Annotated in this window: 10 protein-coding genes; 5 read left to right on the forward strand and 5 right to left on the reverse strand. The window is 49.0% G+C overall.

From position 1 onward, the window contains the following. The first annotated feature begins 64 nt into the window (after positions 1 to 64). From ACO0LH_RS22570 to ACO0LH_RS22585, 4 genes are all read left to right on the forward strand, one after another. Positions 65 to 724 carry a MarR family winged helix-turn-helix transcriptional regulator gene (locus tag ACO0LH_RS22570; protein ID WP_422943389.1) on the forward strand — a complete coding sequence of 220 codons (660 nt, stop codon included), beginning with the start codon at positions 65 to 67 and terminating at the stop codon, positions 722 to 724. A gap of 158 nt (positions 725 to 882) precedes the next feature. Next, positions 883 to 1,635 (forward strand): hypothetical protein, encoded by a 753-nt coding sequence (locus ACO0LH_RS22575; RefSeq protein WP_422943390.1) that lies wholly within the window; start codon positions 883 to 885, stop codon positions 1,633 to 1,635. A gap of 31 nt (positions 1,636 to 1,666) precedes the next feature. After that, positions 1,667 to 2,218 (forward strand): carboxymuconolactone decarboxylase family protein, encoded by a 552-nt coding sequence (locus ACO0LH_RS22580; RefSeq protein ID WP_422943391.1) that lies wholly within the window; start codon positions 1,667 to 1,669, stop codon positions 2,216 to 2,218. Positions 2,219 to 2,267: 49 nt separating this feature from the next. Further along, positions 2,268 to 2,837: a redoxin domain-containing protein gene (locus ACO0LH_RS22585; RefSeq protein ID WP_422943392.1), complete on the forward strand. Its 570-nt coding sequence runs from the start codon at positions 2,268 to 2,270 to the stop codon at positions 2,835 to 2,837. A gap of 30 nt (positions 2,838 to 2,867) precedes the next feature. Here ACO0LH_RS22585 and ACO0LH_RS22590 read toward each other — a convergent pair whose 3' ends face one another. From ACO0LH_RS22590 to ACO0LH_RS22610, 5 genes are all read right to left on the reverse strand, one after another. Then, positions 2,868 to 3,218: a hypothetical protein gene (locus tag ACO0LH_RS22590; RefSeq protein WP_422943393.1), complete on the reverse strand. Its 351-nt coding sequence runs from the start codon at positions 3,216 to 3,218 to the stop codon at positions 2,868 to 2,870. Positions 3,219 to 3,241: 23 nt separating this feature from the next. Continuing rightward, on the reverse strand, positions 3,242 to 3,757 hold the full coding sequence (locus ACO0LH_RS22595) for a hypothetical protein (RefSeq protein ID WP_422943394.1): 516 nt from the start codon (positions 3,755 to 3,757) through the stop codon (positions 3,242 to 3,244). Positions 3,758 to 3,879: 122 nt separating this feature from the next. Next, entirely contained in the window at positions 3,880 to 4,356 is a 477-nt protein-coding gene (locus ACO0LH_RS22600; protein ID WP_422943395.1) for a hypothetical protein, read from the reverse strand. Between the two features lie 85 nt (positions 4,357 to 4,441). Then, positions 4,442 to 5,635 carry an aromatic amino acid transaminase gene (locus tag ACO0LH_RS22605; protein WP_422943396.1) on the reverse strand — a complete coding sequence of 398 codons (1,194 nt, stop codon included), beginning with the start codon at positions 5,633 to 5,635 and terminating at the stop codon, positions 4,442 to 4,444. Between the two features lie 240 nt (positions 5,636 to 5,875). Continuing rightward, positions 5,876 to 9,148 carry an amidohydrolase family protein gene (locus ACO0LH_RS22610; RefSeq protein WP_422943397.1) on the reverse strand — a complete coding sequence of 1,091 codons (3,273 nt, stop codon included), beginning with the start codon at positions 9,146 to 9,148 and terminating at the stop codon, positions 5,876 to 5,878. A 317-nt stretch (positions 9,149 to 9,465) separates the two neighbouring features. On the opposite strand from ACO0LH_RS22610, the gene ACO0LH_RS22615 reads away from it, so the two are divergent. After that, positions 9,466 to 13,755, forward strand: a complete 4,290-nt coding sequence (locus ACO0LH_RS22615; protein ID WP_422943398.1) for an ATP-binding protein — start codon at positions 9,466 to 9,468, stop codon at positions 13,753 to 13,755. The last annotated feature ends 24 nt before the right edge of the window (positions 13,756 to 13,779 follow it).

Below are 13,779 nucleotides of genomic sequence, written 5' to 3' on the forward strand. Positions count from 1 at the left end.
ATTGGAATTGGCATATTAATTAGGAGTCCTTTACAAAAATATTTTCCTGCTTCATAATGACAGCATGAAAAAAACAGTCAAACATCCATGGGACGAAACACCAGCGACCAGCGAACGCATACTGGATGCGATTGCCCGAATTGCCGGCGTATTGCGCTCTGGCACGTGGCAATTTGCCACGTCTGAAGGTTTAAACCCCACGCAAGTCGATATCATAGCCATGCTGGCTTCATGCAAAAATGGGGTTAGACTTTCGTGGATTGCCGAGCAACTAGGGGTGAGCACTGCCAGCGCCAGTGACTCTGTCAGCTCATTGACACTCAAAGGTTTGGTAGAAAAAACCCGCGCACAAGACGATGGTCGCGCCATTGCTTTAAAATTAACGGCTAATGGACACAGTATGGTAGAAAAAATTGCTGGCGCGACGAGCTTTGCCAGCGAAGCGATCAGTCAATTGACATCTACCGCGCAAGAACAGACTTTCACCAACTTATTACTTCTTATTGGAAGATTGCAGCAAGCAGAACATTTTCCAGACATACGCGCATGTGTTACCTGCTCTCATTTTATGCCCAATAAACACGATAGCGTGCTCGCCCCCCATCACTGTGCCCTGGTGAATGCACCACTTCGTAGGGAACAGTTGCGCCTGGATTGCCCTGAACATCAACAGGCAGCAAGTAACGTCATTCCCAATAATTGGAAAAAAATTGAAATGAAATAAGCTGAGCTTTTTTTTAAATTAATTAATTAGGACTCCTATTTAAATTAGGTGCTTGGGTTCTTGCACCTGATATGTGTCATAGCACTTGGTAAGTCGATAAGTCGATATGACGATGTGTCATACAAATAGAACCAGAACATGGAACTTAAAGGAAAGACATGAAACACAGATTCAAAAAATTCTCCGCTTATATCGCGATAGTCTGTGCTGCACAGTACACCTGGGCGCACGATCACACCCATCAGGGTGGCATACAAACTGAAGCGAGCAAGAAAATCAAGGCTGATTTTGACATTTTTCACACCAAGATTACGACCGAAGGCAATGTGCTTATTTTTCATATTGCGGTCTCTGGCAAGGCCGGCAAAACAAAACCAGCGAAGTCTGGGAAACTAGCGGGCAGTACCGTGTTTTCCTATGTATGGCCGACCACCTTAGATCCATCTGTTGTTGGCTTTGAACCTAAGAGTGGCATCTTGGCTTTTGCTGTGACGTCCCACCCTGATTTTGACGATACCCCACTATTCGATGAAAATGGTGATGGCAATCCTAACAACGATGGCAATGTCTGGCATACCCACTGGGTAGTCTTGCAGCCTGATCAGGCTTGCGGAAAAGATGCGCTGAAAGTTGTTGACATTCCCGAAGGAAGTAAGCAACGCCTACCCAAGACCTGGCCGGGGTTACCTATATTGATAGACAGCCCGGGTTGGAATCCACTTTTCAAAGGTAAGACTTTGGAAGTGCGTGTGCCTTTTGATGATATCGAAAGCATTAAAAACGCTGGCTTCGATGGCGTTACTGCGGCATTGCGTGTCAATGCCAGCGTACACGCCCCATTACTTTGCGTCACCAACGTATTCAAAATAGCCTCTGGCAACCTGAGCCTGCCTGGCAAATTCAATCAATAAATCAATCACAGCAATCAAGAAAGAAATCATTATGCCTCACGTTCAACTCATCGATCCCAAAGAAACATCTGGTACACGCCATGCCATATTGAATGATATCAATATCGCTTTTGGAAGCACCCCAAATATGTTTCGCGCAGTTGCCAATTCGACAGCTGCACTAAATAGCATGTGGTCAGCATTTGGCGCCTTGGGTAACGGTCTTATCCCGGCAAAACTTGGCGAGCAAATTGCCGTTGCGATCGCTAATCTTAACCAATGCGAATACTGTCTCGCTGCCCATACCGTCCTGGGAAAAAAAGCGGGTGGCAGTAGCGCAGAAATGACTGCTGCGCAGATGGGTAATTCGCTTGACGCAAGAACTGATGCTGCACTTAAATTTGCCATCAAAGTAGTCAATCAGCGTGCGCACATTAGCAAAATTGATTTGGAAACAATGCGGCTTCATGGCTATGACGATGAGCATCTCGTCGAAATCATGGCGCACATTGCCCTGAATCTGTACACCAACTACATCAATGTTGCCCTGGATGTTCCGGTGGACTTCCCAAAAATAAAACTGAGTACTTCCATCGCAAATTAACCTGGTCATTCTGAGTGTGGAACTCTCTCCACACTCAGAATGGCAGCAAATGGGGAAAAAAATGTCTATGCTTAACACTGCTGCACCTGAACTTATCATTTCAGATTGGTTAAACACCGATGCAGCTATCAGCTTACAGTCTTTGCGTGGCAAGGTCGTATTCTTGCATAGCTTTCAAATGCTCTGCCCCGCTTGTGTATCGCACGGATTACCTCAGGCAAACGCGGTAAGAAATGCATTCTCTCAAGAAGAGCTTGCAGTCATAGGATTGCATACCGTGTTCGAACATCATCATGCGATGGGCAAGGAAGCTTTACAAGTCTTTATTCACGAATACAGGCCAGGCTTTCCCATCGCCATCGATATGCCAGATCAATTTAGCGACATTCCTTTGAGCATGCAGAAATATGGTTTACGAGGTACGCCCAGCACCATGCTCATAGACAGGAAAGGGCGCATCCGATTTCATCACCTTGGCGTTATCAACGATCTTAAATTAGGTCGCATGCTGTGTCAGCTGCTAACAGAAACAGATGGTATCGAAAATAATTTCGCCGAAAAAGCTAGTAAGCGTGAAGAGGCACAGGGATGTACTGTACATTCCTGTGGTTTGCCTTAGCACGGTATTAAAATGGTTTTAAAAATGCCTTTATTGCGAATTCAGGATGGGTGCTGGTAACACCAGGTTAGTCGCCTTGGAAATTGCTCCCCATAGTACGCCCACGACAGCATTCCAGACTTTTTCTATGGTCACCATCAATAAACCGCGCAAGGTTTTGGCAAAGCTCAGCGCCATGTCTTCCAGACCATCAAGGAAAAACTGCTGGGTTTCTGCTGTAATTTGCTTGGTCAATATGCCTGTAGAAACCAGTTCGGCCTGCTGGGCAATCGCCTGCAACTGTTGTTGAGTGAAACCGCGCAAAGTAGATACGTCAGCCTGAAGTACTCCACTTGCAGCCGTTTTCATATCATTGACAAGCTGATCAAGATCAAGAGCCATTTCGTCTTTCCTTCCAGTTCGAATTAACGCTGCAAAAAGTTTTCGTAAGTAATGGCCTGGTCCAGATAAATAACTACCTGTCCTTTAAAAGCCAGCGCTTCGTAGGCGGTCACACCTTGCTGGCGGTCGACATCACGCATCTTGCCCAAGGTTTCCGATACTTTCTTGATGGCATAAGCACTTGGCGGGGTGCTGTCGTCAGCAGCCAGCGCCGGACTGCCACGTTTATCCAGCAACTGATTGATCGTATCGGTGACCTTGTTTTTTGGCATCGGCCTGGCACCTGCCTGCAAACTCAAGGCATCCAGCCTACCGATCAGTGAATTGTAATTGTCTGCGCGGGAAGAAAAGCTGGTCTTGTCACTGCCATTCGACATGGCAGCCAGCAAAATCATGGTGTCTGTGTTGACCGCTGCGAGTCCATCCACCACGGTTTTATCATAGGCGGGCGCTAGCTGGATTGCACAGCCAGCCAGGGAGATACAAAGCCCTAGCAGATATACACGCGTCCATAAAAATAATTGCACAGCAGGCTTCATGGTTACTCCGCATGGAATAATGATAACGAAGCTGCAATATTAGCACTGAGAACTTGTTTTATCGTTGCTTGTCTGGCTTGCAATGATAATTTTTAGAGGAAGTACGATTTAAAATCGAGAAATCAGGGTTTAAAAGAACTCGCGATAAGCTTTGTGGCCTCATCATATTTTTCTTTTTGACTGGCGGCATAATTCCATTCAAAAGATGTGCACCAATTTCCCGTCGTCAATAACTTATCGTAATAAATCTGCTTGCCCTTGGTCCCGGAGACAACAGCAAAGCCTTTGCCTTTGGCCTTATAAGTAATGATCTTGCCGTCCTTCAGTTTTTCCTGTTCGGCTTTTTTGAGAAATTCTGCTGGCGTCGTGTCCCAATCATCTATACATGCGCGGGCATAGACACGCAATTCAGCCTCGCCATCTTTGGAGAGGAATACCTGGCCATCACCATTTGCGGCCTCCCCTTGTGGAACAAGGTAGTCAGGATAATCAATCGTATAGCCATAACGATGATTGACATAGGTTTTATAAATCAATTCAGTGCCACAGGCGTTCGCACTGAGAAATACGAGTGAAAATAAAAGGAAAATATTTTGCATATCAATTTCAGGCAACAATGCGGGCTTGCCCTTTGTTTAGAATACTGCACCCTGTCCGTATAAATACGGACAGGGTAAATTTCGATTAACCTAATACTGCAGCAATTGCATTCGCAGTCGCTTCAACATTGCCTGTGTTAAGGCCAGCGATGCACATGCGGCCAGAACGCACCAGGTAGACACCGAACTCTTCTTTGAGACGATCACACTGCTCCGCTGTCAGGCCGGTATAACTGAACATGCCGCGTTGCGTAAGGAAATAACTAAAATCGCGACCAGGCAATTTTGCACTCAATACATCATGCAATTTACGACGCATGGACTGAATACGATCACGCATGGCAACCACCTCAGCTTCCCACATAGGCCGCAATTCAGGGTCGCTCAAAACACGCGCCACCAGTTGGCCACCATGCAACGGCGGGTTGGAATAATTGCGGCGTATCGTTGCTTTCAGTTGCCCCAATACATTTACCGCCTGGGCGGCATCAGGACAAACCACGCTGAGCGCGCCACAGCGCTCACCATACAGGCTCATGCTCTTGGAGAATGAATTCGCCACAAAGAAACTCAGACCTTCATCGGCCAGCAAACGCACGGCATAAGCATCTTCTTCAATACCGTCACCGTAGCCCTGGTAGGCCAAATCAAGGAAGGCGATCAGTTCACGCTCTTTCAGCACCGGCACCAGTTGCTGCCACTGCGCTTGTGTCAAATCTACGCCAGTCGGGTTATGGCAGCAGGCGTGCAAGAGGACGATGCTTTTCTTTTCCGCTGCCTTCAAGGCATCCAGCATGGCCTCAAACCGCAAGCCACCGGTTGCGGCATCATAATAAGGATAAGTCTTGACCGTCAGGCCACAACCTTCAAATACTGCCTTGTGGTTGTCCCAGGTTGGGTCGCTGACCAGCATAGTGCTTGTTGGGAAATAGCGTTTGATGAAATCACCACCCACTTTCAGGCCGCCACTGGAACCAACCGCCTGTATCGTCACGACACGGCCAGCTTTGACAGCGGCATTATCTGCGCCGAACAATAAGTGCTGAACTGCGGTGCGGAAATTGGCTGCACCTTCCATAGGCAAGTACGGGCGTGCACCGGCATCAGCGACGACCTTATGTTCAGCTGCGCGCACTGAAGGCAGCATGGGGATTTTGCCAGCATCGTCAAAATAAATACCGATAGACAGGTTGATCTTGTTGGTACGAGGGTCTTTTCCAAATGCCTCGTTCAAGGACAAGATAGGATCGCCAGGATAGGCTTCGACGTGCTGAAACATGATAGAACTCCACAAGGTTGGACATAAAATCAATGCGCCACGCGGTATTTATTGTTAATAAATACACATTTCGTGTACGTTAAGCCCATATTGTGACACAAGCGGAGGCTGGCTTAGGATACAGAGCAAGTTAGCGACATCTTAAAACTGTATTACAGACCGGCGAAGTTACTGTGCAAACACAAACTGCCGTTTATCATTGATACCCATAAGCGGCAGTTCATACCAAATTGACGTTTCTTAATGCCCGTGAGAATGCTCTGCGGCCTCAACTGGCATTTCGCCGCCATTCTTTCCTTCAAAAAAGAAAGGCTGACGCGTTTTTTTGGTTTTACCCACTTCATTCATAGTGGCAGCATCGTACAAACGCCCATTCAGCATCACCTTGCTGACACGATCTGACAGACGTATATCTTTCAATACATCACCATCGATGATGACCAGGTCTGCAAGTTTGCCCACTTCCAGGGAACCTACATCCTTATCCAGTCCCAGATAGCGTGCGCCATTGATGGTGGCGCTGCGGATAGCTTCCATCGGCGTCATGCCGCCCTTCACCAAAGTCCATAATTCCCAATGTGCAGCCAGGCCTTCGCGCTGGCCATGGGCACCAAGATTGACGGGTACACCAGCATGTTGCAGCTCTGTTGCTGCCGCCGCGACTTTCAGCACGTTAAAGTCTTCTTCAGGCGCCGTCTCGCGACGCACACTGCGCGGCTCCAATACTGAACGTGGCACGTACTTGGACAATATCGGGTGTTTCCAGACATCTGTGTGGGCATACCAGTAATGTTCACCATCCAGCCCACCATAGGCCACTCCCAGGGTTGGCGTGTAGCCAACCTGCGTTTGCGACCACAGTTGCTTGACATCGTCATACACTTTTTCGACGGGCAAGGCATGCTCAACACCGGTGTGACCATCAACCACCATGGTCATATTGGTCTGAAACAAAGAACCGCCCTCTGGCACAACCATCATCTCTGTCTGACGGGCAGCTTCCAGTATCTGCTGGCGTTGGTCGCGACGCGGCTGGTTATAGCTCTTGACCGAGATCGCTCCGGCAGCCTTCAAACGTTTCAGGTGCGTCAACGCATCGTCCAGATTATTGACAATCGCCGCAAAATTACCTTTGGCACCGTAAAGAATGGTCCCAGTAGAATAAATACGCGGACCGATGACCAGTCCTGCTTTTTGCAATTCACTTTGCGTGAAGATTTCACCAGTATCGTTTGATGGATCATGGATGGTTGTTACACCAAATGCCAGTGATGCATAGTTAACCCAGCTTTGCTGCGGGATAATGCCATTTTCACCCATGCCGCCATGCCAGTGCACATCGACGATGCCTGGCATGATGGTTTGTCCATTGGCGTCGATTTGTGTCGCACCATTGGGTATGGCAATGTCCGCCGACCTGCCAATACTGACAATGCGGTTGTTATTGATGACGATGCGGCCATCTTCAATCACCTCATCCGCTTTCATGGTGACGATTCTGGCGCCGGAAATAACGGTCAGGCCTGCGGGCTTGTCTGCTGTCTGGCGAAAACCAATCTTTTGTCCCTGTTCAACTGGTTTGGGCAATTCTGTTGGCGCGCCGGGGACGAATGCAAACGCATCTTTCAGTTCACGGCTGAACAATTCATCGCCTAGCGAAAACAGAATGCGCTTGCTGTCACCGGACCAGTGCAAATATTGGCCCGCATTGACGTCAAGTTGTTTTACAGGCAGTGCATCCATCTTTTGCCCTATAGATACTGCCTTGCCAGCCAGCGGCAAAGGCGTGACATAGGCATGATAACGTTCACCAAAGGCCAGCCATTCGCCATCAGGAGAAATAGCAAACTCACCAGCGAATTCACTTTTTGCAACAGGCTGCTCAGGCTTGCCATCAAGGGGCACGCGTACCAGTGACGTAGTCCAGTCGACTTCGCCTGTGTACTGCGTGCGTGTCACATACACAGTCTGACCGTCTTTGCCAAATTGTGGGGCGCTTCCCTCTTCCGTTATCAAGCGCGGCTCAAGTTTGCCATCAATATTGGCCAGATATACACCGGTATCCAGGCCATACCAGGGTGAGGTCAAAAAACCGCCTTTGGCTTTGACATACACAACTTGTTTGCCATCAGGAGAAAAACGCGCCTGCATATATTTGCCGGGTGTTTTTGTCACCACAGTTTCTTTGCTGCTTGCCAAATCAATGACTCTGATGCTGCCCAGTTTTTCATCGTTCCAGCTACTGAAGACGAGGGACTTGCCATCGCGCGAAAAACTTGGGAAAAACTCGAAATGCGTATTTTGAGTCGTCATGCGACGCGGCGTGCCGTTAGGCAGGTCACGCACATAAATATGACCAAGTGCGGAATACACGACCTTGTCACCCTGTGGCGCTACGTTCACCCAGCGCAGTTGATGTATATCAAACTGATCAGGCGCGACTTCGTGCGGGAAACGCAAGGCAGCACGCACTTCACGTGTATCTTTCACATGGAAAGGAATTTCCACAGCCTTGCCTGCAAACGGGTCTAGTCGCCATAATTTACCTTTCGCCCAGACGACAATTTCCTTGCTACCTGGCATCCAGGCAAATGAAGGGTAGACCCCGTGCACGGCCCAGGTTTCCTGCATGTCACGTTCAAGTTCCGGCCACGCGGCCGATTCTTCACCTGTCGTCAGGTTCTTGAGGAATAGCGTAGATTGATTGCGAACCCGGCGCACAAACGCCAGATACTTGCCATCAGGTGAAGGCACCGGGCGAACAGACCCACCAGGGCCACTGACAAAGGCTTTGACTTTGCCGTCCTGCAGATCGCGGCGGAAAATCTGGTAGATCTGTGTATTGGAATCTTTATTGTATTCAAACGACGTACCGCCGGTGGTGTCTTGCGAATAATAGACGTAGCGGCCATCTGGTGAAAACGCTGGTTCACCCAGGTCTTTTTGCCAGTTAGGTTTTTCATTGAGTTGCACACCAGTGCCGCCACTTTGGTGATACAGCCAGATTTCGCCAGAACCCAGGGAACGTGTGCCCGTATAATGTTTACGCGCAGCGATATATTGGCCATTTGGATGCCAGACAGGGTTATTCAGCAAGCGAAAATCTTCTTTACTGACCGCGTGGGCATTGCTGCCATCAACATTCATCACCCAGACGTTGTCACCACCTCCGGCATCTGACATATAGGCGATCTGTTTGCCATCAGGAGAAAAGCGCGCCTGCATTTCCCAGGCAACTGTGTGCGTCAATGCATGGGCTTCGCCACCAGCGATGGGCAGAGTATATAAATCACCCAGCAGATCAAAGACTATTTGCTTGCCATCGGGGCTGACATCAACACTCATCCAGGTACCGGTACGGGTATCGATATTGACCGTTTTGGCCTCTCCTGGCGGGTGATTCACATCCCATTTCTTTTTTTCCGCTTCGGTCTTGTTGGCCGGCTCAGCAGCTCCTGCGGGAAAACACAACATTAATGCACATGCCAGTGGCAATAGTCTCAAAGCACCCATAACGCTCCCTCTCATTTTTATTCTTACTGATTATTATATAAATGCCATTATTGATATATTTTTAGAATATCAGAATGCGGGATTCAGACGCAGATTCAAAACAAAAGTTCCATATTGTTCATGTTTTCCCGACACGTCGCAGAAATGATGGATGGCAGGTTCGAGCGCCCTGCTTAGCGGCTGATGCCACCATGCCAAGCCTCTTGCTATTTTGTAAATGCAGGCCGCGCGGTGCAAATTGCAACAGGCTTGTCGTGTTAAATGATGAACTTTCATTGCATCAGGTATGATTAGACAATTGCCTTAGACCTTCGAACATGAACCTATTTGCAACCGAAGAAGAAGTGACACAGCTTGCAAATGAGCTGGCATCTGCACATGGTCTGGAAAAATTCATGTGCCAACTGGCTCTTGCCTGGCATTTGCGGCAAAGAGACAGTCGCCACGCCTTACAATATGTCACTACGGCACTGGCAGACCTCGCTGAATTGGAGGCACCAGAGTTCATCAGAAGACAAGCATATGCGCGCTTATGCCTGATACGAGCTGAAATCGCCAGCCTGTTTTGTGAGCTGGCAGCTTCAGAGCAACTTCTCGCTGAAGGCGTCATTGTATTTACGGAACTGGACGATTTCATAGGCCTGGGCGACGCCAGCATGACAGAGGCAACACTGGCTGTCGAACAAGGCAACGCTCAACGGGAAGCAAATGCCTGTGCCATGGCCGCCAACTGGTATGCGCGCACAGATGACCATTTGCGCTTTGCGATCGCAAAGTCCTGGGCGATTTATGAACTGGCTTTTTATGACCCGATAGAAGCTTCAGTGCGTCACGCTGCATTTGGCAGCCAACATCTGCAAACACAACACCCTGCTGTTGCCGCGCATTTGATCGCTGCAATGGGCGTCATCCACGGGCGGCGTGAACCCGCCAGAGCTTCGGTGTATTATCAGCAATCCAGTGAACTGGCACGACAAACCGGCATGATAAGGCTGGCCATCATCTCGGCAGGTAATTCTGGTGAATCGATGCAAAGTGTCGGCGACCTCGAGGGTGCAGCAAGTGTATTTGACTGGGCAGCCGAACGTGCACATCAGACAGAATGGCCTGCATTGATCGCATCTTCCATGTCGCATCTGGGTAGCCTGTTGCGACAGCTTGGCCAACTGGAACGCAGCAAAAAAACTCTGAAAGAAGCGCTGAAAGGCTTTGCCAAAACGCCAGGCGGCATCAACAAGGCTATCGTGCATGCCGAACTGGCTGAATGCCTGCTATTACTGGGAGATACTGAAGAAGCAGTCATCGCATTCAGTGAAGCCATAGCGCTGTTTCGTGCAGCCAATTCCATGGACGATTTGCCTCAAGCATTGATACGTTATGCCCGTGCACTGTCTACTGTGGGGAAACCAGACCTGGCTTTGCAAGCCATTGATGAAGCCAGTTTGCTGATACAGGAACATCAGTTCACTGCTTTAGGAGTGACGTTGAACGAGGTGCTGGCGGATATACACACGCGTCATACGATACCCCCTCCGACGGGCATGGCAGCTCCGAATGCCAGCATTCATTATCTTGAAAAATCATTGCTGACTGGTGCAGTCACCGCAGGCTGGCGTGCCAGTACAGAACTCCTGATGGCATTGAGCGATGCCTGGGCAGCCATCGGTGACAATGAAAAATCCTTGCTGTACGCACGGCAGGCGGTCACTGCAGAACAAGAAGAAGGCAAAAAACAGGCAAATAATCGCACTGCACTCGCGCAGGTAAGGCATGAAACCGAGTTGATACGTGCAGATGCCGAAAAACATAGGCTGGTCGCTCAGTCGGAAGCCCGTCGCGCAGAAACATTGCAAGCATCCGGAGCGACACTGGAACGCCTGGGCAAGATAGGCCAAAAAATCACTTCCAACCTGGAACCTGAAGCCGTATTTGAAACCATACATCTTCATCTGAAAGACTTGCTCGACGCCACAACCTTTATTATTTACCTGCTGTCGCCGGACGGAAAAACCCTTACCCAGGCATTTGGTGTAGAAGAAAACCTACCCCATCCTTATCACGAAGTGAGTGTCGCTGACATCCGCGCTTTCAGCGCACGTTGCGTGAGAGAACGGCGTGAAATCAAGATAGAGCTAAGGCCTGACAATGAGTTTACGGCTGTGCTCGACACCCTTCAGACGCTGAGCTTATTGTTCGCGCCCCTTAGCATAGGCGAACGTATACTGGGCGTCATGAGTATACAGACGCCGCGCGAACATGCTTATGGTGAGAGAGAGTGCCTGATTTTCCGTACACTTTGTGCCTACAGCGCCATCGCATTGGATAACGCCAATGCCTACAAAGAATTAAGGCGGACCCAACAACAACTTGAATCTTCCAGTATTACTGAACGCCAGGCAAGGAAGAAAGCAGAAGACGCCACGCGCCTCAAAAGCGAGTTTCTGGCTAACATGAGCCATGAAATTCGCACGCCTATGAATGCCGTCATCGGCCTGGCCCACCTTGCCCTGCAAACCAAATTAACGACCAAGCAATACGATTACGTCAGTAAAATTCATCACGCTGGTGAATCCTTACTAGGCATTATCAATGACATTCTGGATTTCTCAAAAATCGAGGCGGGCATGCTGGATGTGGAAATCATTCCCTTCCCGCTTGATGAAGTGCTGACCAGCGTCTCTACCGTCACCAGCCAGAAAGCTGCCGAAAAACAGGTCGATTATGTTTTCCGCGTCAAACCGGATGTGCCCAGTCATTTATTTGGCGATCCCTTAAGGCTGGGGCAGGTGTTGATTAACCTGATCAATAATGCAGTTAAATTTACGCCGACAGGTGGCGAGATTGAACTGACCGTGCATTGCCTTGAGCATACTCAGGACAAAGCAAAGCTCAATTTCTCGGTACGTGATACCGGAATAGGCATGTCCGTCGAACAGCAACAAAACCTGTTCCAGCCATTTACGCAGGCTGATGGATCAACCACCCGCAAATATGGGGGGACAGGCCTGGGGCTATCCATATCCCGTCGCCTGGTGGAATTGATGGGCGGGCAAATCAAGGTCAGCAGTATTGAAAATGCAGGATCGACATTTTCTTTTGAGCTGGGGTTTGATGTAGACATCAACGCCATTACAGACTTGCATCTGCCTGGTCAATTAAATGGTGCGCGCATTCTGGTATTAACGGACAGTCAATCGACAGGTGACGCACTGGGTGAAATGTTGTCCACTTTACCGGTACAATTTACCTGTGTGAAACAGGTCAGCGCAGCACTCGAACATATTCAAGTCCACCAGGACGCTGGCATCGATATCGTACTGATAGACTGGCATGAGAGCATGAGCAACAACACCATGCTGGCACAGTTAATCTATCAGGACGCGGCCTTGCAGCAAAGACCAAAACTGATATTGATGACACCGGCAGACACCCTCGGTCAAGCTTCACATACGAACACCGCAGGTGTAGACGGTATCTTGTTGAAACCCGTTTGCATGTCAGCGCTGGTAGATACCTTTGCCCGCTTGTTTGGCGACCGGTTTATTGCAGCCAACAAGACGCAAACTGTTTTGCCTTTGCAAAATCATTCAGGCCATCATGTCTTGCTGGCAGAAGATAATCCGGTCAATCAGCAAATTGCGCTGGAGCTGTTAAGCATGGTTGGCATTCGTGCCGATGTTGCAGAAAACGGGCATGAAGCAGTTCGCCTGATACAGGCTGCTGCCCCGGATCATTACGCAATGATTTTTATGGACTTGCAAATGCCTGTCATGGATGGTCATGAAGCTGCCGCTCTTATCAGAAAAAATCCACAATTTAAAAGCACGCCCATCATCGCCCTGACCGCACATGCTGTGGGCGATATTCGCGAACGTTGTATGCGCGAAGGCATGCAGGATTACCTGACCAAGCCGATACAGCCAGAGGCGTTGTTCAAGATGGTGGCACGCTGGGCTCCTGAAACACCGGGGCTGCCAGATCAGGGGAATGTAAGCCTGTCGCCTGTAGAAATAAACGGCAGCAAGACCACCCTGCCACATTTTATTGCACTTGATACCAAACAAGGCCTGTACTTCATGGGGGGGCGTCAGGATTTTTACTTGAACATGCTCGCCCGTTTTCAACAAAGCCAGGCCGATACCTTATCTGAACTGGACATACTGCTTGCTGTTGATGATTATAAAAATGCAGAGCGACTGGTGCATACCCTGAAAGGCCTGGCGGGCAGCATAGGTGCAATTGAACTACAAAAAATTGCGGCTGAATTTGAAATTGCTTTATCGCTTGAACAAGGAAGACAATCTTTGCTGGACCTGCAGGAACAATTGACTATTTCCCTGAATGCGGTCCTGGATGAATTAAATACACAGTTGCCAAAAGCGACGAATACACCGCTTGAAAACGCATTGAGTGATGAAGAGGCGAAACAAATTTTAAGCGACCTGCAAGACCTGTTGCAGGCATCCGACGGTGATGCGCAAACTTTGTTTGATGAACATCAGGCAGCCATTGCGACGCAACTGATTCCCACCGATATGGGAAAATTAAGGCATTTCATGCACCAGTTTGATTTTGAAGCCGCTGCCGCCCTGCTTGCAAATAAGTGACGACTTATTGTTTCTCAGCCAAAA

The organism is Undibacterium sp. TJN19 (assembly GCF_049339485.1).
GTDB lineage: Bacteria > Pseudomonadota > Gammaproteobacteria > Burkholderiales > Burkholderiaceae_D > Undibacterium.